Annotated in this window: 19 protein-coding genes; 8 read left to right on the plus strand and 11 right to left on the minus strand. The window is 65.7% G+C overall.

Translation table 11 applies throughout. The features are described 5' to 3' along the window. Nucleotides 1-166: 166 nt before the first annotated feature. The 5 genes from ACN9M2_RS15650 to ACN9M2_RS15670 all read left to right on the plus strand — a co-directional run bounded on the left by ACN9M2_RS15650 (nucleotide 167) and on the right by ACN9M2_RS15670 (nucleotide 5,902). Nucleotides 167-1,216, plus strand: a complete 1,050-nt coding sequence (locus ACN9M2_RS15650) for a LacI family DNA-binding transcriptional regulator (RefSeq protein ID WP_426285558.1) — start codon at nucleotides 167-169, stop codon at nucleotides 1,214-1,216. 113 nt (nucleotides 1,217-1,329) lie between these two features. Then, nucleotides 1,330-2,559, plus strand: coding sequence for an L-fucose:H+ symporter permease (gene fucP / locus ACN9M2_RS15655; protein ID WP_426287938.1), 1,230 nt, complete (start codon nucleotides 1,330-1,332; stop codon nucleotides 2,557-2,559). A gap of 75 nt (nucleotides 2,560-2,634) precedes the next feature. Further along, entirely contained in the window at nucleotides 2,635-3,615 is a 981-nt protein-coding gene (locus ACN9M2_RS15660) for a carbohydrate kinase family protein (protein WP_426285559.1), read from the plus strand. Next, entirely contained in the window at nucleotides 3,612-4,832 is a 1,221-nt protein-coding gene (locus tag ACN9M2_RS15665) for an AGE family epimerase/isomerase (protein WP_426285560.1), read from the plus strand. The genes ACN9M2_RS15660 and ACN9M2_RS15665 overlap by 4 nt, the downstream gene beginning before the upstream one ends. Before the next feature lie 152 nt (nucleotides 4,833-4,984). Beyond that, complete coding sequence (locus ACN9M2_RS15670) at nucleotides 4,985-5,902, plus strand: MBL fold metallo-hydrolase (RefSeq protein WP_426285561.1); 918 nt, start codon at nucleotides 4,985-4,987, stop codon at nucleotides 5,900-5,902. A gap of 66 nt (nucleotides 5,903-5,968) precedes the next feature. On the opposite strand, the gene ligD is transcribed toward ACN9M2_RS15670, so the two are convergent. From ligD to ACN9M2_RS15690, 4 genes are all read right to left on the minus strand, one after another. After that, a complete protein-coding gene (gene ligD / locus ACN9M2_RS15675; RefSeq protein ID WP_426285563.1) occupies nucleotides 5,969-6,841 on the minus strand; it encodes a non-homologous end-joining DNA ligase in 873 nt (290 codons plus the stop codon). 3 nt (nucleotides 6,842-6,844) lie between these two features. Then, a complete protein-coding gene (locus ACN9M2_RS15680; RefSeq protein ID WP_426285564.1) occupies nucleotides 6,845-7,798 on the minus strand; it encodes a Ku protein in 954 nt (317 codons plus the stop codon). Nucleotides 7,799-7,891: 93 nt separating this feature from the next. Continuing rightward, nucleotides 7,892-9,775 carry a CocE/NonD family hydrolase gene (locus ACN9M2_RS15685; protein ID WP_426287939.1) on the minus strand — a complete coding sequence of 628 codons (1,884 nt, stop codon included), beginning with the start codon at nucleotides 9,773-9,775 and terminating at the stop codon, nucleotides 7,892-7,894. 240 nt (nucleotides 9,776-10,015) lie between these two features. After that, the gene (locus ACN9M2_RS15690) at nucleotides 10,016-10,258 is read right to left on the minus strand and encodes a hypothetical protein (protein ID WP_426285565.1); all 243 of its coding nucleotides are present in this window, start codon (nucleotides 10,256-10,258) and stop codon (nucleotides 10,016-10,018) included. Between the two features lie 314 nt (nucleotides 10,259-10,572). Between ACN9M2_RS15690 and ACN9M2_RS15695 the strand changes: the two genes are divergently transcribed. Continuing rightward, nucleotides 10,573-13,485 (plus strand): autotransporter outer membrane beta-barrel domain-containing protein, encoded by a 2,913-nt coding sequence (locus ACN9M2_RS15695; protein ID WP_426285566.1) that lies wholly within the window; start codon nucleotides 10,573-10,575, stop codon nucleotides 13,483-13,485. A 54-nt stretch (nucleotides 13,486-13,539) separates the two neighbouring features. On the opposite strand, the gene ACN9M2_RS15700 is transcribed toward ACN9M2_RS15695, so the two are convergent. Beyond that, on the minus strand, nucleotides 13,540-14,442 hold the full coding sequence (locus tag ACN9M2_RS15700; protein WP_426285567.1) for an EamA family transporter: 903 nt from the start codon (nucleotides 14,440-14,442) through the stop codon (nucleotides 13,540-13,542). A 92-nt stretch (nucleotides 14,443-14,534) separates the two neighbouring features. On the opposite strand from ACN9M2_RS15700, the gene ACN9M2_RS15705 reads away from it, so the two are divergent. Beyond that, the gene (locus ACN9M2_RS15705; protein ID WP_426285568.1) at nucleotides 14,535-15,662 is read left to right on the plus strand and encodes an aminotransferase class I/II-fold pyridoxal phosphate-dependent enzyme; all 1,128 of its coding nucleotides are present in this window, start codon (nucleotides 14,535-14,537) and stop codon (nucleotides 15,660-15,662) included. 582 nt (nucleotides 15,663-16,244) lie between these two features. Here ACN9M2_RS15705 and ACN9M2_RS15710 read toward each other — a convergent pair. The 5 genes from ACN9M2_RS15710 to ACN9M2_RS15730 form a co-directional block, all read right to left on the minus strand. After that, nucleotides 16,245-16,760: a hypothetical protein gene (locus tag ACN9M2_RS15710; RefSeq protein ID WP_426285569.1), complete on the minus strand. Its 516-nt coding sequence runs from the start codon at nucleotides 16,758-16,760 to the stop codon at nucleotides 16,245-16,247. Nucleotides 16,761-16,820: 60 nt separating this feature from the next. After that, nucleotides 16,821-17,594 (minus strand): YdcF family protein, encoded by a 774-nt coding sequence (locus ACN9M2_RS15715; protein ID WP_426285570.1) that lies wholly within the window; start codon nucleotides 17,592-17,594, stop codon nucleotides 16,821-16,823. 42 nt (nucleotides 17,595-17,636) lie between these two features. Further along, nucleotides 17,637-17,981: a response regulator transcription factor gene (locus ACN9M2_RS15720; protein ID WP_426285571.1), complete on the minus strand. Its 345-nt coding sequence runs from the start codon at nucleotides 17,979-17,981 to the stop codon at nucleotides 17,637-17,639. Nucleotides 17,982-18,108: 127 nt separating this feature from the next. After that, nucleotides 18,109-18,747 carry a response regulator transcription factor gene (locus tag ACN9M2_RS15725; protein WP_426285572.1) on the minus strand — a complete coding sequence of 213 codons (639 nt, stop codon included), beginning with the start codon at nucleotides 18,745-18,747 and terminating at the stop codon, nucleotides 18,109-18,111. Next, nucleotides 18,744-20,669 carry a PAS domain-containing sensor histidine kinase gene (locus ACN9M2_RS15730; protein ID WP_426285573.1) on the minus strand — a complete coding sequence of 642 codons (1,926 nt, stop codon included), beginning with the start codon at nucleotides 20,667-20,669 and terminating at the stop codon, nucleotides 18,744-18,746. Before ACN9M2_RS15730 ends, ACN9M2_RS15725 begins: the two co-directional genes overlap by 4 nt. 269 nt (nucleotides 20,670-20,938) lie before the next feature. On the opposite strand from ACN9M2_RS15730, the gene ACN9M2_RS15735 reads away from it, so the two are divergent. Further along, on the plus strand, nucleotides 20,939-21,511 hold the full coding sequence (locus ACN9M2_RS15735) for a helix-turn-helix transcriptional regulator (protein ID WP_426285574.1): 573 nt from the start codon (nucleotides 20,939-20,941) through the stop codon (nucleotides 21,509-21,511). Between the two features lie 3 nt (nucleotides 21,512-21,514). Here ACN9M2_RS15735 and wrbA read toward each other — a convergent pair whose 3' ends face one another. Beyond that, nucleotides 21,515-22,114, minus strand: a complete 600-nt coding sequence (wrbA, locus tag ACN9M2_RS15740) for an NAD(P)H:quinone oxidoreductase (RefSeq protein ID WP_426285575.1) — start codon at nucleotides 22,112-22,114, stop codon at nucleotides 21,515-21,517. Between the last annotated feature and the right edge of the window lie 102 nt (nucleotides 22,115-22,216).

The raw sequence follows: 22,216 nt of genomic DNA on the forward strand, positions 1-22,216 counted from the left end.
GGGTTCCCCTCGGGTGGACGCGTTGCGAGTGGCAACGATCATTTGGATCGTGACAAACGGACCGAACGTAGCAAAGATAGCGCAGCCACGCATGTTGCACTGCGTGATGCATCCCTGGGCCTACCGCGCGATGATCGCCCGGTTTAGATCGTTTGAAGGAGCTCCAATGCCGAGGAACACCCCGCAGCGCCGCAAGGTGACACTCGCCGATATCGCCCAGGGTTGCGACGTATCGCGGGCCACCGTTTCCCTGGTGCTGCGCGGCAGCCCCTTGGTCAACTCCGCCACCCGGGCCCGGGTGGAGGCCGAACTGAAGCGCCAGGGCTACGTTTATAACCGGGCGGCGGCCAACCTGCGCCGGCGCACGTCCTCGAGCATCGGCCTGGTCATCAACGACCTCGGCAATCCCTTCTTCGCCGAATTCGCCGCCGGGGCCGACGAAGCCCTGGCCAGCGCGGGCTACGTCACCCTCCTGGGGAATACCGGCGAGTCGCCGGACCGCCAGCAGGCGGTGCTCAACTCGCTGATCGAGCATGGCCCCGCCGGGATCATCCTCTCCCCGGCCGAGGGCAGCGAGGGTGAGCAGGTGCTGGCCGCCGTGGGCATGCACACGCCCCTGCTCGTGTTCAACCGCGAACTGCCCGACGACGATGGCGCGCACCGCTGGGACACGCTCGAGATGGACAACGAGCACGGTGCCCGCCTCGCCACCGAACACCTGATCGGCCTGGGCCACCAGCGCATCGCCTTCTTCGGCGGCCATCGCGACTCCAGTTCGGTGGAACAACGCCGCCGGGGCTACGCCGGCGCCATGCGCGATGCCGGGCTCAAGGTCGATCCCGCCTGGATGATCGAGAGCGCGCCGACGCGCCTCGAAGCCGCCCGGCAGACCGGCGCCCTGTTCGCCCGCGATCCCGCACCGACGGCGGCGGTTTGCTACAACGATGCCGTCGCCCTGGGCCTCATGCTTGGGCTGACCAAGCGGGGCCGCCGCCCGGGCGAGGATTTCGCCCTGACCGGTTTCGACGATGTCGCGGAAGCGTCCGTGTGCGTGCCGCCCCTTACCACCATCGCGGTCGATCCGCGTGGCCTCGGGCGGCGCAGCGCGGAACTCATCCTGGATAGATTGAGCAATCCCGAGACGGACACTGCATATACGATCGCGCCCGTACGGCTGGTCGTACGCGAAAGCAGCTGCCCGCCGTCCTCCCCCTGAACCAACCAATGGAGCGCCCCATGGCCACCGGTTACACGCCATCGTCCAGCTCGTCGTCATCGACGACCTCGGGCGACACCCGCTACACCTATTTCCCCCTCGCGCTCGGCGTGATGACGACGATCTTCTTCATGTGGGGGTTCCTGACCTGCCTGAACGACATCCTCATCCCGCACCTGAAGGCCGTGTTCGAACTGAACTACGCCCAGGCGCTGCTGATCCAGTTCACCTTCTTCGGGGCGTACTTCATCATGTCGCTGCCGGCGGGCAGGATCGTCGCCGCGCTCGGCTACAAGAAGAGCATCGTCGCCGGCCTGATCGTCGCCGGCATCGGCGCGGCCATGTTCTGGCCCGCCGCGGGCATGCGCCTGTACCCGTTCTTCCTCGCCGCGCTGTTCATCCTCGCCACCGGCATCACGGTGCTGCAGGTGGCGGCAAACGCTTACGTCGCCCTGCTCGGCCCCGAGAAGACCAGCTCCAGCCGCCTCACCCTGGCCCAGGCGCTGAACTCCTTCGGCACCTTCCTCGCCCCGTTCTTCGGTGGTTTCCTGATCCTCTCCAGCGCCGTGAAGAGCAGCGCGGACATCGCCAAGCTCTCGGCGGCGGAACAGATCACCTATCGCGCGCATGAAGCCTCCACGGTGCAGGGCCCGTACATCGGCCTGGCCATCGTGCTGGTGCTCCTCGCCGTCGGCGTATACCTGTTCAAGCTGCCGGCACTGGAAGAAACCACCGAGAAGGCCGACGACAGCCACCACACGCTGATGGATGCCCTGAAGACCCCGCACGTGTTCTTCGGCGTGCTCGGCATCTTCTTCTACGTCGGTGGTGAAGTGGCGATCGGCAGCTTCATGATCAACTACCTGCAGCTGCCTGAAATCGGCAACATGTCGGGTGAAGTGGCCGCCAGCCACGTGGCGTTCTACTGGGGTGGCGCGATGGTCGGCCGCTTCATCGGCTCGGCCCTGCTGGCCAAGTTCTCGCCGCGCAAGCTGCTTGCCGCGTTCGCCGTGATCAACATGCTGCTGGTGCTCACCACCATGATGACCACGGGCACCGTGGCCGTTTACAGCATCGTGGTCATCGGCCTGTTCAACTCGATCATGTTCCCGACGATCTTCTCGCTCGGCATCGAGCGCATGGGTCCGCTGACCGGCAAGGCCTCGAGCCTGCTGATCATGGCCATCGTCGGCGGTGCGCTGATCCCCTGGATCCAGGGTGTCATCGCCGACCAGATCGGCTTGCAGCATGCCTTCTTCATCCCGCTGATCTGCTACGCGTACATCGTGTTCTACGGCCTCAGCGGCTCGAAGATCCGCGGCGTGCCTGTCGCCGCTCGCTAAGCGCCCCATGACGACGGCCGGCCTCGGAGCCGGCCGTCGCTCTTTTCACCTCGCCCCCAAGGACAGGCCGTACGCATGTCTTCCATCCTCTGCTTCGGCGAGGCGCTGATCGATTTCCACGCACAGCCCCAGGGCGGCGCCGGTCAGCCTCCCGCCTTCGTTCCCTTTGCCGGCGGTGCGCCGGCCAATGTCGCGGTCGCCGCGGCACGCCTGGGTGCCCAGGCCCGCTTTGCCGGCATGCTCGCACGCGACATGTTCGGCGACTTCCTGCTCAAGAGCCTTACCGAACTCGGTGTCGGTATCGACGACATCGCCCGTACCGACGAGGCGCGCACGGCGCTGGCCTTCGTCGCCCATGACGACAAGGGCGATCGCAGCTTCAGCTTCTACCGTCCGCCCGCCGCGGACCTGCTCTTCCGTCCCGAGCACTTCCGCAGGGAATCCTTCGACGACCTCGCCATCTTCCATGTCTGCTCGAACTCCCTGACCGAAGCCGCCATCGCCGCCACCACGGTGGAAGGCATGCGCCGCGCCCGCGCGGCCGGTGCGCTGGTGAGCTTCGACATGAACCTGCGTCCCGCCTTGTGGCCTCGCGACGAGGCACCGCTGCCGCGCCTGTGGGAAACCCTGAACGAGGCGGACGTGATCAAGCTGAGCGCGGAGGAGTTCGCCTTCATCCATGCCGGGGCGGGTTCCGACGACGCCGTGCTCGAGCGCCTCTGGCGCGGCAAGGCACGCCTGCTGCTGGTGACCGACGGCGCCGAGCCGATGCGCTGGTTCTCGCGCGGCGCGCGCGGCACGATCGAGGGTTATCACGTGGACGCCGTCGACACGACCGCCGCCGGCGATGCCTTCGTCGGAGGGCTGCTCGCCCGCCTCGCCACCGAAGGCGTCACCCCCGAACGTTTCGACGCGCTCATCGCCGACGAGCGCCGCCTCGTCGACCTGATCCGATTCGCCGCCGCGTGCGGCGCGATCACCGCCACCCGCAAGGGCTCGTTCACCGCCATCCCCGACCAGGCCGAAGTGAAGGCCTTCATGGAGAAGCACGCATGACGACCGTTCCCCTTCCCGATTTCCATTCCGTCGATGTCCTGCGCGATCACGTCGCCAAGACCATGGCCTTCTACAAGCCGAACGAGGTCGATCCTGCCGGCGGCTTCTTCCAGTACTACAAGGACGACGGCACGGTCTACGACAAGACCCACCGTCACCTCGTGTCCAGCACGCGCTTCGTCTTCAACCACGCGATGGCCTACCTCGAGTTCAAGAAGCCCGAGGACAAGGAACTCACGATGCACGGGTTGAAGTACCTGCGCGAGGTGCACCTCAATCCGGAAACCGGCGGTTACGCCTGGACCATCGCCGACGGCAAGCGCGACGACCAGATGAACCACTGCTACGGGCTCGCCTTCATGCTGCTGGCCTATTCCTGCGGCGTGAAGGTCGGCTTCGAGGAAGCGAAGGGCTGGCAGAACGAGATCTGGGACCTGCTCGAGAAGCGCTACTGGGAGCCGTCCTACGGCCTCTATCGCGACGAGGCCGACAAGGACTGGAACTTCACCGGTTACCGCGGCCAGAACGCGAACATGCACATGACCGAGGCGATGATCGCCGCGTGGGAAGCCACGAAGGACGACCGTTTCCTCGACCGCGCGCTGCTGCTGGCCGGGAACATGACCCAGCGCCAGGCCGGCCTGACGCCGCAGAAGCTCGTGTGGGAGCACTACCGCAGCGACTGGACCATCGACTGGGAATACAACCTCGACAATCCCAAGCACCTGTTCCGTCCCTGGGGCTTCCAGCCCGGCCACCAGACCGAATGGGCGAAGCTGCTGATGATGCTCGAGCGCTATACCAAGGGTACCGCGCGGCATAAGCCATGGCTCGTTCCCACGGCGAAGCACCTCTTCGACGAAGCGCTCGACAAGGCCTGGGACAAGGAATACGGCGGCATCGCCTACGGCTTCTCGCCCGAGGGCGACGTCTGCGACGACGACAAGTATTTCTGGGTGCAGGCCGAGTCGCTGGGTGCGGCGCAGCTGCTGTTCGAGACCACCGGCGAGAAGAAGTACGACGAGTGGTACGAAAAGATCTGGGCCTACAGCTGGCAACACTTCGTCGACCACACGTACGGCGCGTGGTATCGCATTCTCAAGCGTAACAACGAGAAGTACGACGACGAGAAGAGCCCCGCCGGCAAGACCGACTATCACACGATGGGCGCATGCTACGAGGTGATGGCTTCGCTGCGACGGATGCAGGCCAAGTAAAGATCGCCAGCCGGGCTCCGCTGAAAGGCAGGAGCCCGGCACTACGCCACCGCGTGGTGCGTTTCAGGCAACACGGTGACGCGCTCGAAGGATCTACTGACGATATCTCCCGCGGCCTAGGATGCAGACGCATCCCCCTGGAGGTCTCCATCATGTCGTCCGTAGCTCCTATCGCGCGTCCCGCCGCGCAGCCCCCTCAAGAACTGGTCCCGTCCCGCTACGCGGTGAAGATCGGCGACATCGACGTGCTCGTGATCAGCGACGGTGTCATGCCGATACCGGCGGTGACCATGGCGGCGAACGCCGCACCCACCGACCTGTCGGATTGGTTGGGTTACATGTACATGCCGCCGGACACCTTCGATTGGCCGCTGAACGTGATGGTGGTGCGCAGCGGTGAACAGACGATCCTCATCGACGCCGGATTGGGCATCCAGTTTCCTGGCTTCCCGCGCACCGGCCACCTTCCGCAGCGACTGGCCTCCGCCGGCATCGATCTCGCATCGATCACCGATGTGGTGATCACCCACATGCATATGGACCATGTCGGCGGCTTGCTTGTCGAGGGCGTGAAGGAGGGATTGCGTCCGGACGTCCGTATCCACGTGAACGCCGCCGAGGTCGCGTTCTGGGAGGCACCGGACTTCACCCACACCGCCATGCCGCCTGCGGTGCCACCGGTGCTTCGATCGACCGCACAGAGCTTTGCGAACGAATATCGCGATCGCATCCAGACCTTCGACGAATCGTACGAAGTGGCGCCGGGCGTCGTCGTTCGGCGCACCGGTGGACACACGCCGGGGCATTCCGTGGTTGCGCTGACCTCGCGCGGGGAGAAGCTGACGTTCGCTGGCGACGCTGTCTTCCCCGTCGGCTTCGACCACCCGGAATGGTCCAACGGTTTCGAGCACGATCCCGAAGAAGCGGCCCGCGTGCGCGTGAACCTGTTCCGCGAGATGGCGGAAAGCGGCTCGTTGATGGTGGCCACCCACCTGCCCTTCCCCTCCGTGGGCCGTGTCGCGGTCAGCGGGGATAAGTTCCGCTGGGTACCGGTGATCTGGGATTTCTGATCGCAAATCGCGCTGGTGGGAGCCGACCTTTTGTGGGAGCCGGCTCCCACCAGAACCATTTGTGCGCTAGGGCAGCGACTGTTTAAGCGTCGCGATGTCCGCCCAAGGGTCCGCATCCGCGGACGCCGCTCGTTTCAACGCCTTCTTCAGATCGAAGGCGCCGCCGTTTTTCAGGCGAGCGATCTCCTCCCAGCGCACGGGCATGGCGACAGGTGCGCCGTGCCGCGCGCGCAACGACCATCCGGTGACGCTCGTCGCGCCACGGGTGTTGCGCAACCAGTCGATGAAGATCAAGCCTTCGCGCTTGGCCTTGCTGGCCTGCGCGATGTAACGCTGGGGTTTGTCCGCGACCATCGCATCGGCGATACCTTCGCAAAACGCCTTCACCGCATCCCAGGAAGGCCCGCGACGGAACGGGGCCACCACATGCAGTCCCTTGCCACCGGAGGTGCGCACGAAGCTATCCATCTTCGCTTCGGCAAGGCGATCACGGATCTCGCGAGCCGCCGCCACGATGTCCTTCCATGCCACGCCCGTGGCCGGGTCGAGGTCGAAGATCAGGCGGTCCGGCTGATCGGGCTTGTCGGCACGGGCGCCCCAGGGATGGAATTCGAGCGTGTTCATTTGCACCAGTTCGAGCACACCGGCAACATCGTCCACATAGATGTACTCGGCTTCGCCTCCGTCTTTTTCCGTCAACGTGACGGCTTTCACGTGCTCGCCGAGCTTGTCGCTGTGGTGCTTCTGGAAGAAACACTGGCCGGTGGTGCCCTGTGGGCAACGGACCAGCGAGAGCGGACGCCCGCGCAGCTCGGGTAGCATGCACGGAGCGACCGCTTCGTAATACGCCGCGACCTCGCCCTTGGTCGGGCCACCCTCGCCGAACACCTCGCGCTCGGGATGGGTGATGGTGATGCCGCCGACATTCTGTCCGGCCATGGCTCAGCTCGCCTTCCTGCGCCTGGCCGGAGCCTTGCGCGACGCCGTCTTCTTTGCCGCCGCTTTTTTTGCCGGCGCCTTCTTCGCGACGGTTTTCTTCGCCGGCGCCTTCTTCGCCGCCGCCTTGGGTTCCGTAGCGTTCTTCGCCGCCGGCGTGCGCGTCTTCGCGCCGATGCTCTTCTTCAACAGCGCCATGAAATCGACGACGTTCGTCGTGGCGTTCTCCGGCGTGTGTTCCTCTTCCTCCACCCTGGCGGTGACACCCTTGCTCTTGAGGCGCTTCTCGATGGCCGAGCGCAACTTCACGCGGAACTCGTCGCGGTAATCCTCGGGCTTCCACTTGCCCGACATCGACTCGACGAGGTCGGTCGCCATCTCTATCTCGCGCGATGTGATGCGGTAGTCGGCGGTGGATTTCCCCGGCAGTTCGAAGTCGTCCACGTCCACGACCTCCGATTTGTAACGCAGCAGGTTGAGGACCAGGGCATCGCCTTGCGGTATGACGGCGGCAAGGTATTCCTTCGTCCGGATGACCACGCGGGCGATGCCGGCCTTACCGGTTTTCTTCAGCGTCTCGCGCAGCAACACATAGCCCTTCTCGGCCTTCTTCGCCGGGAGCAGCACATAGGGCTTTTCGTAGTACGCCGGCGAGATCTCACTGGCATCGACGAAGGTGTCGATTTCCACGGTCTCGTGCGCGTCGCTGGCGGCGTTACGTATATCGTCCTCTTCGAGGACCACGTAGTTGCCCTTCTGGTATTCGAAGGCCTTGACGATGTCCTTCCAGGGGACTTCCTCGCCGGTATCCGCGTTGACGCGTTCATAGCGCACCGGCGTATTGTCACGCTGGTCGAGCATGCGGAAATGCAGGTCGTTGCGGCGCTCGCCGGACATCAACCGGATCGGCACGTTGAGCAGACCGAACGACAGCGTACCGGTCCAGATGGGGCGGGCCATGCGGGCGATCCTCGGGCTCGGGTGGAGACCGAGGATCGCGCCGGTGGCGTGCAGGGAACGCAAACGTGGTCGCGTCCCCAGGCCCTGCCTTGCTTATTTGCCGCCCTGGACCACCGGCAGCTCGATCGCGCTGGCCGTGCCGGGCGCATGCCATACCTGCTGCGTGGCCTTCCGGTAGTCGGATGGCTTGGCGAAGAAGATGTTGGGCACGAAGGATTGCGGATTGCGGTCGTACAGCGGGAACCACGACGACTGCACCTGCACCATCACCCGGTGCCCGGGCAGGAAGGTATGGTTCACGGTCGGCAGGCCGAAGCGGTACTCCAGCGGCGTATTCGGCGTGAGCGCCTTGGGCTCGGCGAAGCTCTCGCGGTAGCGGCCGCGGAAGATATCCATGGAGACCGCAAGTTCGTAGCCACCCATCGTCGGCGTGCTGGCGTTGGTGTCCGGATAGACGTCGATCAGCTTCACCACCCAGTCGCTGTCCGTGCCGCTGGTCGAGGCGTAGAGGTTCACCTGGGGTGCGCCAGCCACCTTCAGCGGCGCGGTGAGCGGCTCGGTCACGTAGGTCAGGACATCCGGACGTCCATCGACGAACCGCTGGTCTTGCACCAGCCAGGTGGTCCAGGACTGGCGATCGGCGAAACGCACCGGACGTGGCACGTACGGCACCGGCTTCGCCGGGTCCGAGACGTACTCGTCATACTTGGCTTCGGCCGCGCCAGGCGCCTCAAACGACAACTTACCGTTGGCATTTAGGTACATCGGACGGCTCGACCGGGCCTGTGGCCAGCTCTTGAAGCGGTCCCAATGGTTCTCGCCGGTGTTGTAGATCAGCACGGGCGGCGTATTCGCCCTGGGTGCCCCATCGACCAGATACTGGTTGAAGAAGGGCAGGAGGACGTCGCGGCGGAACTGCAGCGCGGTGTCGCCATCCCACTGGAGCGCACCCAGCGACGAGGCGTCGTAGTTCACCTGGCTGTGCCGCCACGGACCCATTACCAGGTAGTTCTTGTCGTTGCCCTTGTCCTTGGGTTCCACCGCCTCGTAGCTGTGGATGGCCCCCCACATGTCTTCCTGGTCCCACAGGCCCTGTACCCACATCGTGGGCACTTTCAGCGGCTGGCGGCCCATTTCCTTGTCCAGCGCCTGTCCTTGCCAATAGGCGTCATAGGCGGGGTGTTCGCTGAGCTTGCGCCAGTAGGGCAACTGGTCAAGGCCCGCGGCCCGGGCGTAATCCCCCGCGGAACCGGCGGCCAGGAAGTTGGCGTAGTCGTCGTAGCCCACGCGCGGGATGGTCGCACCCTTGCCGCGCTTGGCGTTCTGGCCGGTGATGTAGTCGAAGTTGGTCTGGCGGAAGGCGCCATAGTGGAACCAGTCGTCGCCCATCCAGCCATCCACCATCGGGCTCTCCGGCGCGGCCACCTTGAGCGCGGGGTGGGGGTTCACCAGAGCCATCACCACGGTGAAGCCCTCATAGGAAGAACCGATCATGCCGACCTTGCCATTGGACTCGGGCAGGTTCTTCGTCAGCCATTCGATCGTGTCGTAGGCATCGGTGGAATGGTCGACGTCGGACGAATTCAGTGGCCCGCGCAGGGGCCGGGTCATTACGTAATCCCCTTCCGAGCCGTATTTGCCGCGAATGTCCTGGAAGACGCGGATGTAGCCGGCGTCCACGAAGACCTCGTCGCCCATCGGCAGCAGGTTGCGCATGGTGGGAGCGTCCGAGCGCTCCGCTCGCCCGTCGGCGTTGTACGGGGTGCGGGTGAGCAGGATCGGGGCGTGTTTCGCGTTCTTCGGGATGACGATGACGGTGTGCAGCTTCACCCCGTCACGCATCGGAATCTCGACGACGCGCTTGACGTAGTCGTTGGCGCTGGTGGGCGCGTCGTACTTTGCCGGAATATCCGGCGTCAGCGGCGCGGTCTGCGCGGCGACGAGCGACGAAGCGACGACCAGGGACAGCGCGAGCATGGGCAGCAACACGGGACGACGTGGCATGGGGCATTCCTGTGGCAGTGGGACGGAACCGTCCTAGCCTGCCGCATCCTGAACGGAAGGGCTACAGGTCATCAGGTGGGAGAAGGTGTGTGGGAGCCGACCTTGTCGGCGATCCCGGCAGCGGACAAAAAAAAGCCGCTGCGAACAGCAGCGGCGTTTTTTCCGCGAATCCGCTCGTCCTTCCGGGGAAGGACGGGCGTTCGCGAGTGCGGCTTACTGACCCGAAGCGGTCGAAGCCGGAGCCGGAGCGGCGGTGCCGGCGGCAGCCGGAGCGGCCGTGCTGGCGGCCGGCGGGGTGGTGTCGGCCGGCGGGGTGGCGGCCGGAGCAGCCTCGGGGGCGGCAGCGGCGGTCGAAGCGGACGACGGCGCGGCGGCCGAGGTGTCATCGGACTTGTTGCAGCCCGACAGCATGGCAGCGGCGACAAAAGCCAGGGCAGTGATGGAAATGACCTTCATGATTTAGGGCTCCTCATTTGTTATGTATAGGGCAAGCGCTGCGGAGCATACCGCCGAAACGGCGAACCTTCCACGGCAATCGTCGCGCTTGCAGACAAAATAAAACTCGCATCCGGGACGCACCCGTCCAAAGACGGACCCGTCTAGGGTGCAACGGCTATTGTGAAGCGTGGATGTCCGGCGGCGCATCGCAGACGGCGTTCGCAGACATTTTCAGAATAATCGCGTTCCGCCATTTGAAGCCAGCCCCTACCCTGTCACCCGAAAGTTGCTGTTGGGCACCCCTGCCCAGCCGCCTGACAAGGAGTGACGCTTTGACCATACAACACCCCTCTCCCCGCCGATACCTCGCCGCCTTCGTGGCGGCGTGCTGCGCCCCGGCGGTCTCGGCCGAGCCCCCGCCATTCGTGGCCGACGGCATCTGGCTGGATATCGACGCCGGAACCTACGAAACCAGCGAACCATCGCGCTATGGGGTGCTGGCCACCAACGGCGGCAAGGCCGAGGGCAAGCACGTCATCCTGCGTACCCAGGGGGAATCCGCATCGGCCATCCGCGTGACCGGCGCCTTCAGCGAAGTCACCCTCACCGGCGGCGCGCTCACCACGAAGGGCGACCTCGCCCATGGCCTTTATGTCACGGGCACCCAAGGCACCGTCACCTCCCTCTACGGCGTCGACATCCGTACCGAGGGCGGCAGCGCCACGGGCGCCACCTTCGCGCTGGACGGCGCGGCCGGCCGCATCGAGGGTGGCAGCATCCATACGCTGGGCACGGTCGCCGCCGGCATCGTGGCCGAGGATGGCGGCCAGTTCCTGGTCGAGGGAACGAGCATCCGCACCGAGGGGGACAACGCCGCCGGGCTGATTGCCCGCGACGGCAGTTCGTCGCTTTCCGCACGCCGCACGCAGATAGAGACCTTGGGCAGGGAAAGCCACGGCGTCCATACCCAGGACACCGCCACCGCCACCCTGGAAGATGTCCAGGTGACCACGAACGGCGAGTGGGCGAACGCGTTGAACATCAACACCGGCAGCGGCTTGTTCACCGTCACCCGCAGCAACCTCCTCACCCATGGCGAACATTCCGCCGGTGTGAGCGTGGCCAACGGCGGGCCTCTGTCATTGGCCGACACGCGCATCGAAACCACGGGCGATTTCGCCTCGGGCCTGGACAATCGTGGCGGCTCGGTCGCCGTCGGAAACGTCGACGTCGTTACGCACGGCCAGCAAAGCCATGGCTTGCTCGCGCAGGGGGGCGATCATCCGGGCCGTCTCCCACAGGTCGATGTCCGCGACTCGCGCGTCTCCACGGCCGGCGCGTCGGCCTACGGCGTGTTCGCGACCCAGGGCGGCACCGTGCAACTGCGCAATTCATCGATCGGCACCTCGGGAGCCGGCGCGCACGGCATCCACGCTTCCGGCGGCGACATTCGCAGCACGGACAGCACGGTCGAGGTTTCGGGCACCGGCGCCTACGGTGCCATCGTCGAGGCGGGCGGCACGCTGCGCATGGATGGTGGCTCCCTGCATAGCCAGAACGGTGCCGCGCTAGGCCTCAACGATCCCGGCATCGTCCGCCTCGGTGGGGGCGCATCGCTGACTGGTGGAAACGGGGTGTTCGCGGAAGTGGACCCGGGCTCCACGCAGGCCTTCACCGTGGTGCTGGACGACCGTGCCGTCGCCGTGGGGGCTATCCGCCTTTCGGACAAACCGGATGCGCCCCTGTCCGACCAGACGAAGTTCTCGCTTTCCATCAAGAACGGCGCCGCCTGGTCCGGCGCCACATCGATCCTGCGCCATGTGTCCCTGGAGAGCGGCGGCACCTGGAACGTCACCGGCGACAGCCGCATCGGCAGCCTGCGCAACGATCATGGCGTCGTCGCTTTTGCGCCAGCTGCGCCGGGGGCATTCGGCACGCTCACCATCGACGGCGACTACGAGGGCAACGATGGCTTGTTCCGGATGCGCGGCCAGCTAGGCGACGATCACTCCCCGGCCGACCTCGTCCATGTCACGGGCAATACCTCCGGAGGCAGCCTGATCGCCATCGACATGCTCGGCAGCACCGGCGACCACACCGAGGACGGCATCCCCCTTGTCAGGGTCGACGGTCGCTCGGAAGGCAGCTTCCGGCTCGCTGGCCGCGCGGTCGCCGGAGCGCACGAGTATTTCCTGTACCAGGGCTCCCTGAGCCAACCCGACGACGGCGACTGGTACCTGCGATCGAGCGTGCGCGAGGTCATTGTCGACCCGGAGACACCGCCGGATCCGGGCGAATGGGTCGATCCTGGCGAGCCGCCCGCGCCAGTGCTGCGTCCGGAAACGGGAACGTACCGGGCCAACCAGACGGCGGCGCTCGCCATGTTCCAGGCGGGACCGGGCGCGGGTGAAGACGAGGAAGACGAAGGCTCCCGCCGCAGTGCGTGGGCACGCTTCGAACGCCAGCACACCACGTTCGACCTGCGCGACCAGATCACCACGACAACCGCCACGAACGAACTCACCGTGGGCGCCGACCTGCTTCGCGGTGACGGCGTCGCCGCGTCACACCTGGGCGTCATGGCATCCGCGGGACAAGCGGATACGCGTGGCCATTCCTTGCTCACACGCTATTCGGCCAAGGGGCGCGTGCGCGGTGCGGCCGCCGGCGTCTACGCCGGAGTCCGGGCCAACAATGGCATGTACCTGCGCGGCTGGACCCAATACGCGCACTTCAACCAGCGAGTGGAAGGCGACGCCTTGCAGAACGAGCGCTACGGTAGCGGCGCGCTCACCGCCAGTATCGAAGCCGGTCATCGCTGGCGCACCACGCTGGGCTCGGAATCCGACGCGTACCTGGAACCCCAGGCACAGTTGCTCGCCACCCGCCTGCGCGGTGGCAGGCATACCGAGGCCAATGGAACCCGTGTCATCCCCGCTCATGCCAGCGGCCTTACCAGCCGTCTTGGCGCTCGTGCGGCGGCTCGCTGGAACACGCCGGGCGGCCACGTCGCCTCACCGTACGTGGCTGCCAACTGGCTTCGCCGCCTCGGCAAGATGGACGCCACGCAACTCGACGGCGACGCCTTCGCAGGTGGCGTGCCGCGCAATAGCTACGCGCTGAAACTCGGCGTCGCCTTCCTGAGACATAGCGGCTGGCGCGTGTGGGGCGATGTGGAAACCCGCTTCGGTGCACGCAACTATCGGCGCGTCGCGGGGACACTCGGCGTTCGCAAGGCCTGGTAATCCGTGGGCGGGTCGCAAGCTGCGACCCGCCTGTCACATCGCGTACGGTCGACCTCAGCCGACCACTTCCGCCGAAGGGGTCGCCGCGCGCTTCGCCGTCACCGTGCTGCCGATCGATGCCAGCACGATAAAACCGATCGCCAGCCACTGCGACGATATGAGGTGTTCGCCCAGGAGCAACATCGCCAGCAGGGATGCGACGGCGGGTTCCAGGCTCACCATGATGCCGAAGGTTTCACTCGGCAGGCGCTTCAACGCCATCATCTCCAATGACATGGGAATAGCGCTGGAAATGACGGCCACACCGAGCCCGGCAGCCAGGATGCCGGGATTCAGCAGACTCGCTCCCGCATGCGCGATCCCATAGGGCACGACGACGAAACTGGCGGCGACCAATCCCAGCGAGACCGAATGTCCCGCATGCAGGTGCCCTGCCTTCTTGCCGAAGACGATGTAAAGGGCCCAGCACACGGCGGCGGCCAGCGCCAGCGTGACGCCCATGGGGTCGAGCGGGCTGTCGTGGCCAAGCGGCAACAACATGACGAGGCCTGCGACCGCACAGGCAAGCCAGACGAAATCCACCGGCCGACGCGACGACCACATCGCCACCGCCAGAGGCCCACTGAACTCGATCGCCACGGCGATCCCGAAGGGGATCGTGCGCAGGGCGAGGTAGAACAGCAGGTTCATCACGCCAAGGGTCAGCCCGTACCGGATCACCGATCCCGCGTCGCGGCGGCTCAATGGCCAGCGCCAGGGGCGCCACACGATCAGCAGCACCAGTGCGGAAAAACCGACGCGAAGCGCCGACGTGCCCTCGGCGCCAATCAGCGGAAACAGCTTCTTCGCGAACGACGTGCCGATGCACAACGACGTCACGGAGCCGAGCACGGCAAGCGCCGGCAGCCATAGGGTGGTGCGCGTGGAGTTCATCGCGACACTGTATCCGCTGGCCATGCATTTCTATAGGGAGGAGGGGCCATGTGGCGCATGCATGGACATTATGTTTATATGAGACATATTGTCTACAAACGGGACCACGCCCGACCATGACCACCCTTCCCGACTTCCGACTCGAAAGCTGGTTCTCGCGCTGGGAATTCGCCGCGCGCTACCACCTCACGGCGTCCGATGCCCAGAGCATGAGCCTCGCCCAATTGCTCGCGCTCGCGGAGCCCGCCGATCGCGAGGCCTTCGAGGCCTTGCACCTGGGTTACACGCAGACCTACGGCGCACCCGCGCTGCGCGAGGCCATCGCGTCGACATACCAGCAACGCGAAGCGGCGGACATCCTCTGTTTCGCGGGTGCCGAGGAAGGCATCTATATCGCCATGCGCGTGTTGCTCGAACCCGGCGATCACGCCATCGTGGTCACCCCGAATTACCAGGCCGCCGAAACGATTCCGCTGTCGATTTGCGAGGTAACCGGCGTCGCGCTGAATCCGGACGACCATTGGTCCCTCGACATCGACGACGTGGCCGCGGCGATCCGACCGAATACCCGCGTGGTATCGATCAACTTTCCGCACAATCCCACCGGCAAGATCCTCGAGCGCGAGCGTTTCGACGCCCTCGTGGCCTTGTGCCGCGAACACGGCATCTGGCTCTTCAGCGACGAGGTGTACCACTCCCTCGGCCCCTCGGGGTCGACACACCTGCCCCAAGCCGCCGATGTCTATGAAAAGGGGTTATCGCTGGGCGTGATGTCCAAGGCCTATGGCCTGCCGGGACTGCGCATCGGTTGGATCGCTTGCGCGGACCGCGCGCTGCTACAGCGGATGGAGCGCTACAAGCACTACCTGTCGATATGCAACGCCGGACCGTCGGAGGCATTGGCCTTGATCGCGCTGAAAGCGCGCTCGACGATCCTGGATGGACATCGCAAGCGCATCGACCGCAACCTCGCCACGCTGGACGATTTCTTCGCTCGTTGGCCCGACCGCTTCCAGTGGTATCGCCCCGATGGAGGTTGCATCGCCTATCCGCGATACCTGGGACCGGAGGGTGTCGACGCATTCGCGACCGACCTCGTCGAACAAGCCGGCGTGCTCCTGCTCCCCGCTTCCAACTACCGGTCGGAACTCACCACCACCCCAACCGACCGCTTCCGCATCGGCTTCGGCCGCGCGGACTGCGCCGAGGCGATCCAAGCTCTGGAGCAATACCTGGGGAAATAAAGGATTCTTCGCGGAAGGCTGGGAACACGACTCGGCTTCGCCATCGTTTTTTTTTTTGCGTCGAGGAAGGGGGAGCCGCCGGGTGCCATTCTCGTTCGCTAAGTCCTCGTCCGGCCTTCGCCTCCCTGCGGAATCGCTCAGAGAACGGCACCCGACGACTCCCCTCCGGACGACACGGTGGGTTGTTGGGCGAGCAGCGCGAGGGGGCCTGGACGCACGACTTTCTTAGGTGGGAGCCGACCCTGTCCGCGATGGGTACTTGCGAGACCCTGCCGCGTCGCGAAACGCCAAGAGCAAATCAACGGCAGTGCTGGTTCGTGTCCGCACACGACGCAAGTCGACCAACGGCTACCTTCCCTCACTCACAACATCCGCGACAAGCGTCAAGGCAACAGGCCCCACGCTTTTCACAACACCCTCGTCACGAACCCGGAGGGGAGCCGTCGGGCGTCACCCTGGGAGCGATTCCGCAGGGAGGCGAAGGCCGGACGAGGACTTAGCGATCAGGGTGACGCCCGGCGGCTCCCCTGCCTCAAGGCAAAACAAAACACGATGGCGAAGCCGAGCCTGAGAACACAGTCGTCACTGACCGCCGCCGGCGTCGTCCTGGGCCATCAGGGCGTTGATCTGCGCCTTGTGCGCTTCATAGAAAGCGACGTTCTGCTTGTTCACCTTGGACTGGTCGACGTACGCGGCCATCTGCGGATTGTTCTTCGCCTCCGAGGCGATCGCCGCGTTGGTGACGGCAAGGTTCGCCAGCAGGAACTCACGCGGCGTGAAACCGTACTTCTTGATGAGCGGCTCGATCCGCGGATCGGCGGCGGTCACCTGGGCGGCGAGATCGTCGAGTGAATGGATCTTCGAGAAATCGGTCTTCGCATCCTTCGGCTTGATCCCCTGCTTCTTCGCATCCTGCGAAACCTTCACGATACGGTTGAACACGTCCTCGTTGAGGTTGTAGTTCTGGATCGCCTGCTTGTCCGAAGCGGGAATCGCGCTGGCGGGATTCGCGGCCGGGGCGGCTTCTTGCGCAAAGGCGGCGACCGGCGCGATGGAGGCGGCGGCCAGCAGGGCGGCGAGGATATAACGTGACTTCACGGGCAACTCCTGGGTTGTCGGGTCCGTGCCGGACGGTGAACCAGCATAAAGCGCCAATTGTTACGTATGCGTCGGCGCGGTCACGTTTTCTTCAGGAATCTTCGGCGCGTTCCAGCCCATCGCGTTATAGAAGTGGTAGCGGGCCACGCCGATGTATTCGTGAATCGCGAAATCCGCGAAGGAGAGGTTTTCCGAGGTGGGCAACCAGTCGTAACGGGCGGTGACGTAATCGCCCCTTACCGCTTCGCCGCGGATGCCGAAGTGGGCGAAATAGAGCACCGCCCGCTTCAGGTGGACCGCCGAGGACACCAGCACCACCTTGTCCGCACCGTAGGCCATCAGCAGCGGCTTGCTGAACTGGGCGTTCTGGAACGTATTCATGCTACGCGCCTCGAGCACCAGGTCGGCGCGCGGTATGCCAAGGCGGTCGAGGGTGATCGCGTAGACGTCGGCTTCGGCCTGGTGCAGCTTCATCGCGTCGCCGCCGCTCACTTCGACCTTGCAGTCCGCGCCGGTGGCCTTGCAGGAACGGTAAAGTTCGGCGGCGCGCAGGATCCGCCCGTTGGCGTAGAGGCTGGGTTCGATGGCGCCGGCCCCGCTGCGCACCGTGCCGGCGCCCAGCAGGATGATCGCGTTGCGCTGGCCCCACTGCGCCACGTCCGGTGCGAAGCCCGACTGCAACCGGCCTAGCAACATGCCCGTCAGCGGACCGCAACCGGCAAGGAACAGCCACGCCAGCGAAAGGACGACAACGACGACACCGCTGCGCGAACGGCGCCGGAGCAGGAGGACGAGGCCGACGGCGAGAAGGATGAGGAACACGATGAGGGTCATGGGCCCGGAGCGTAGCAAACCCCGACGACGAAAAGCCTGTACTTACCGGCTGCGATCCAGTGCCCGCTCCAGGCAGGTGACCAGCTCGTCGCCGCTGAACGGCTTGCCGATATAGCAGAAGGCGCCCTCTTTCATGGCACGGTCGCGCAGGCTTTCGTCGGGGAACCCGGTGACGAAGACGACGGGATAGGTGTGGCCGCGCTCGATGAGCCGCCGTTGCAGTTCGAGCCCGTCCATGCCGGGCATGTTCACGTCGGTGACGAGGCAATCGATGCCGTCGCCCCCGTGCCGGAGGAACTCTTCGGCCGAGATGAAACCCCGTGCCTCGTGTCCCAGCGACCGAACCAGACTCACCGTAGCCGCGCGCACGGCCTCGTCATCGTCCACGATCGCCACAATCCTGTTAGCGGCCAACCTCGAGTCCTCGCCCGGGCACCTGCCGGGCCTGCCGACCATACAGTGCGCCGCACGGCCCGGAATGGAAATCATACGGAAGTGTGCGGCGGGCACCGGGTCAGGAGCGAATGCCCAGCGCTTCCGCCTGTTTTACCAGTTCCGCCAAGGATTTCGCGCCCATTTTGCGCATGACATTGCCACGGTGGATCTTCACCGTGATCTCGGACAAGCCGAGCAGCCCGCCCACCTGCTTGTTCATCAGCCCGGCGGTCACATGGCCCATGACCTCCCGTTCGCGCGGAGTCAGCGAGGCGTAGGCCTGGCGCAGGGTGGCCAGCGCGTCGGCGTCGCGCCGCGCCGCCGCATCCCGCTCGATGGCGTTGGCCACGGCGTCGAGCATGTCCTGATCACGGAAGGGCTTGGCCAGGAAATCCAGCGCCCCTGCTTTCATCGCACGGACGGACATCGGGATGTCACCGTGTCCGGTCATGAAGATGATCGGCAGGCGGTTATCCATCGACGCCAGCTGCGACTGGAAGTCGAGGCCGCTGACCCCGGGCAGGCGCACGTCGAGCACGAGACAGCCCGGTGCGTCGGCATGGTCGCGGGCGAGGAAATCGGCGGCGCTGCCAAAGCTGGCCACGCTCAGTCCCACCGAGCGGAACAGCGATGCGAGCGCCTCGCGCACCGAGGCATCGTCGTCCACGATGCATACGATCGGTGTCCGCGCGGCATTGGCGATGGGTACCCGTGTCATGCCCGGAGCTCCTCGGCCACCGTGACCGGCAGCGTGAAATGGAAGGTCGCTCCCCCTTCCGGACGGTTGGTCGCCCACAGGCGGCCACCGTGAGATTCGATCGTCGAGCGGCAAATGGCAAGGCCCATTCCCATGCCATCGCCCCGCGTGGTGACGAAGGCATCGAACAGGTGCGGCGCGATGTGCTCCGGAATGCCCGTGCCGCTGTCTTCGACTTCCACCAGCAGTCCATTGTCGCCCTCGGGCCGCGCGCGCACCAGCAGTTGCCGGCGCCCGCATACCGCCGACATGGCCCGGATGGCATTGCCCATGAGGTTCACGACCACCTGTTGCAGCTGGACGCGGTCGCCACGCGGCATCGGCGCGTCGCGGGCGATCTCCACGCGCAGGACGATGCGGTGCAGGGCGATCTCGCCGTCGAGCAACTGCGCGCATTCCTCGATCAGGGCGCCGAGGTCGAACAGCACGTGTTGGCGAGGCTCCTTGCTGGCCAGGCTGCGCACGCGATGAACCACCTCGCTGGCCCGGCGGGCGTCGCGCACCACGCGCTCGATGGCGTCGCAGGCTTCGCCCAGGTCCGGCTCGGGCCGGCGCAGCCAACGCAGGGCGGCCTCGCCATGGGTGACGATCGCGGCCAGCGGCTGGTTCACCTCGTGCGCGATGGATGCGCTCATCTCGCCCAGGGCCGTGACCCGCGCCGCCTGGGCCAGCTCGGCCTGCACCGCGATCAGGGCCCGCTCGGCGCGCTTGCGGTCGGTGATGTCCACGACGCTCACCAGCACGCGGTCGTATCGGCTGGGACCCAGGGGCATATTCATGCCGAACAGGACGGTGATCCGTTCGCCGCGCAGGTTCACCAGGTGGGTTTCGCCCTCGGCGATGCCGCCACCCTGGATGATGGTCAGCAGCACCTGGGCGAAGGTGCGCTCGGAAGCGGGCAGGAAACGGCTGAGCGGGCCGATCAGGTCCTCGCGCCGTTGCGCGCCGAGCATGCGAACGGTGGCCTCGTTCACGTCCGTCACGTAGGTGAGCGCACAGGCCTCCGAAACGAACTCGGGATGGGCCTCCAGATAGGCGGCCAGGTCGGTCACGCCCTCCTCGCGCAGGACGGCGACCCGCTCCATCACCCGCGAATAATCCTCTTCCCAGAACGAGAACCGGGCCGTTTCGAACATGCTCCTGTAACGGCGCTCGCTCTCGGCCGTCGCGGCGGCCGCGGCGCGACGTTCGGTCACGTCGGTGCCAGCCTCCAGGATGACCCTCGGCTTGCCCTGCTCGTCACGCAGCAGGGCGCAACGCGCCTCGACGATCACGATGCGGCCATCGCGGTGGCGCTGGATGACCTCGCCTTCCCAGCGGCCGGTGCCCGACAGTTCGGCATCGGCCGCCTTGCGGTCGCCGGGGAAGGCCGTGCCGAGCAAGTCGTTCGCACGACGCCCCAGGGCCTCATGCGCCGTCCAGCCGTAGAGTTGCTCGGCGCCGCCGTTCCACAACACGATGATGTCGTCCATGTCGCGGACGAAGATGGAGTCGTGGGTCAGTTCGATCAGGCTGGCCTGGCCAGCGATGGTGATCAGGCGCTCCCGGTTGCGCAGCGCCAGCACCGCGGTGATGGCGATAGCGCCGAGGCTCACCGCACAGCGCATCATGGCCGCGTCCAGAGCGAGCCACCCATGGCCACGGAAGTACGCTACGGCGGTGAGCACCATGCAGCCCGCGGCGGCGCCGACGATCGCCCGGCGGCTGCCGCTGGCGGCGACCAGGAGCACCACGACGACGTACACCACCGCCACCGCGCTTTGCAGGGGGGTGAAGGTGTCGACCAGGAACACGCCCAGGGCCAGGAGCGCGCCAAAACCCATGAGCAATGCGGCCACCAGCCGGCGCGGGCGCGCGGCGGGAGCGTAGGCACGGCTTTGCATGGGTGTGAATCGGGACATCGGAAGGGGGACACTGGGTGTCTTGTAGGAATCCGCCCGGATCGTCATGGATAAATGTCATATCAGTCTTGCACGCCGGTGATGGTTTTTGACCGTTACGGCACAGCTCTTACAAGAAATGCGACATGGCGCTCCTATCCTTTGGTATGGAGCGCCCCGACCGTATGTAGAATTCAGCCCACCCCGCATCGCGCATACGCTGCCTCCATGGGCAGTCCCGCCCATGAGCCGCCGCCGTGGAGCCGATGCAGATGCGATTCGAAACCAACGCTTACGCCGGAACGGGGGCCACACTGGCTTCCGAAGCCATGCATGGCATGGCGTCCTCCAGCGTCACACGCCTGCTGGAGCAGGCCCTCACCGCCGCCGAGACCGACCTCGCCACCACCCGTGCCTGCGTCGCCCGCGTGGCCGCACTGCTGGAACGTGAGCAGGCGCCGGCCGTGGCCCAGGAACAACCCATGGCGGCGCGCCGTCGTACGGGTGCAGGCCTGGCACCGTGGCAGGCCCGACGCGTGGCGGCCCATGTGGACGAGAACCTGGGATTCCCGATCACCATCGAGCACCTGGCGACGATCGCCGGGCTGTCCAGCAGCTATTTCTGCCGGGCGTTCAAGGACACCTTCGGCGATCCGCCGCACGCGTACATCATGCGCCGCCGCGTGGAGCGCGCGCAGTCGCTGATGTTGCAGACCCGTGAACCGCTCAGCCAGATCGCCCTGGCCTGCGGCCTTTCCGACCAGGCGCACCTGTGCAACCTTTTCCGCCGCCTGGTGGGGCAAAGCCCCAGCCACTGGCGTCGCTCGCGCTGGCAGGAAGCCTGAGCCTCAGCCGAAGAGCCTCGTGGCGACTTCGGCGATGTGCCTGCCCTGGAAACGGGCACCGGCGAGTTCGTTTTCGCTGGGTTTGCGGGAACCGTCGCTGGCCGCGATGGTCGTAGCTCCGTAGGGGCTGCCACCGGTGATTTCGTCGAGTCTCAACTGACCCTGGAAACTGTAAGGCAAGCCCACCGGGATCAGGCCCAGATGAAACAGGTTCGTGATGATCGAGAACAGCGTCGTCTCCTGGCCGCCGTGCTGCGTGGCCGTCGAGGCGAAGGCACCACCCACCTTGCCATTGAGCGCGCCCCGCATCCACAGCGCGCCGGTCTGGTCGAGGAAGTTGGCCATCTGCGAGGTCATCCGGCCGTAACGGGTACCGGTTCCGATGATGATCGCGTCGTAGTTCTCGAGTTCGTCCACCTGTGCCACCGGCGCGGCCTGATCGAGTTTGAAACCGGATTTTTTCGCGACATCGTCGGGAACCAGTTCGGGAACGCGTTTGATGTCGACGCTGGCACCCGCTTCACGGGCGCCCTCGGCGACGGCGTTGGCCATCGTCTCGATGTGACCGTACGCCGAGTAGTAGAGAACGAGGACCTTGGCCATGAGCGGAATCTCCGTCGGGAAAGGATCAGGACAGGAAAGGTAGGCACGTTGCCGTCTATGCAACGTGTCGGCGCACCATCGCCGCCGTATAGAGGTTGAGCC

Source organism: Luteibacter sp. E-22, from assembly GCF_049913125.1.
In the GTDB taxonomy this organism is placed as follows: Bacteria; Pseudomonadota; Gammaproteobacteria; order Xanthomonadales; family Rhodanobacteraceae; genus Luteibacter.

Excerpts from the sequence above, each read along its gene's own strand:
- ACN9M2_RS15650 (WP_426285558.1), top strand. The coding sequence starts at position 167 with ATGCCGAGGAACACCCCGCAGCGCCGCAAGGTGACACTCGCCGATATC.
- fucP (WP_426287938.1), top strand. The coding sequence starts at position 1,330 with ATGACGACGATCTTCTTCATGTGGGGGTTCCTGACCTGCCTGAACGAC.
- ACN9M2_RS15660 (WP_426285559.1), top strand. The coding sequence starts at position 2,635 with ATGTCTTCCATCCTCTGCTTCGGCGAGGCGCTGATCGATTTCCACGCA.
- ACN9M2_RS15665 (WP_426285560.1), top strand. The coding sequence starts at position 3,612 with ATGACGACCGTTCCCCTTCCCGATTTCCATTCCGTCGATGTCCTGCGC.
- ACN9M2_RS15670 (WP_426285561.1), top strand. The coding sequence starts at position 4,985 with ATGTCGTCCGTAGCTCCTATCGCGCGTCCCGCCGCGCAGCCCCCTCAA.
- ligD (WP_426285563.1), bottom strand. The coding sequence starts at position 6,841 with ATGGCCGGACAGAATGTCGGCGGCATCACCATCACCCATCCCGAGCGC.
- ACN9M2_RS15680 (WP_426285564.1), bottom strand. The coding sequence starts at position 7,798 with ATGGCCCGCCCCATCTGGACCGGTACGCTGTCGTTCGGTCTGCTCAAC.
- ACN9M2_RS15685 (WP_426287939.1), bottom strand. The coding sequence starts at position 9,775 with ATGCTCGCGCTGTCCCTGGTCGTCGCTTCGTCGCTCGTCGCCGCGCAG.
- ACN9M2_RS15690 (WP_426285565.1), bottom strand. The coding sequence starts at position 10,258 with ATGAAGGTCATTTCCATCACTGCCCTGGCTTTTGTCGCCGCTGCCATG.
- ACN9M2_RS15700 (WP_426285567.1), bottom strand. The coding sequence starts at position 14,442 with ATGGCCAGCGGATACAGTGTCGCGATGAACTCCACGCGCACCACCCTA.
- ACN9M2_RS15705 (WP_426285568.1), top strand. The coding sequence starts at position 14,535 with ATGACCACCCTTCCCGACTTCCGACTCGAAAGCTGGTTCTCGCGCTGG.
- ACN9M2_RS15715 (WP_426285570.1), bottom strand. The coding sequence starts at position 17,594 with ATGACCCTCATCGTGTTCCTCATCCTTCTCGCCGTCGGCCTCGTCCTC.
- ACN9M2_RS15725 (WP_426285572.1), bottom strand. The coding sequence starts at position 18,747 with ATGACACGGGTACCCATCGCCAATGCCGCGCGGACACCGATCGTATGC.
- ACN9M2_RS15730 (WP_426285573.1), bottom strand. The coding sequence starts at position 20,669 with ATGCAAAGCCGTGCCTACGCTCCCGCCGCGCGCCCGCGCCGGCTGGTG.
- ACN9M2_RS15735 (WP_426285574.1), top strand. The coding sequence starts at position 20,939 with ATGCGATTCGAAACCAACGCTTACGCCGGAACGGGGGCCACACTGGCT.
- wrbA (WP_426285575.1), bottom strand. The coding sequence starts at position 22,114 with ATGGCCAAGGTCCTCGTTCTCTACTACTCGGCGTACGGTCACATCGAG.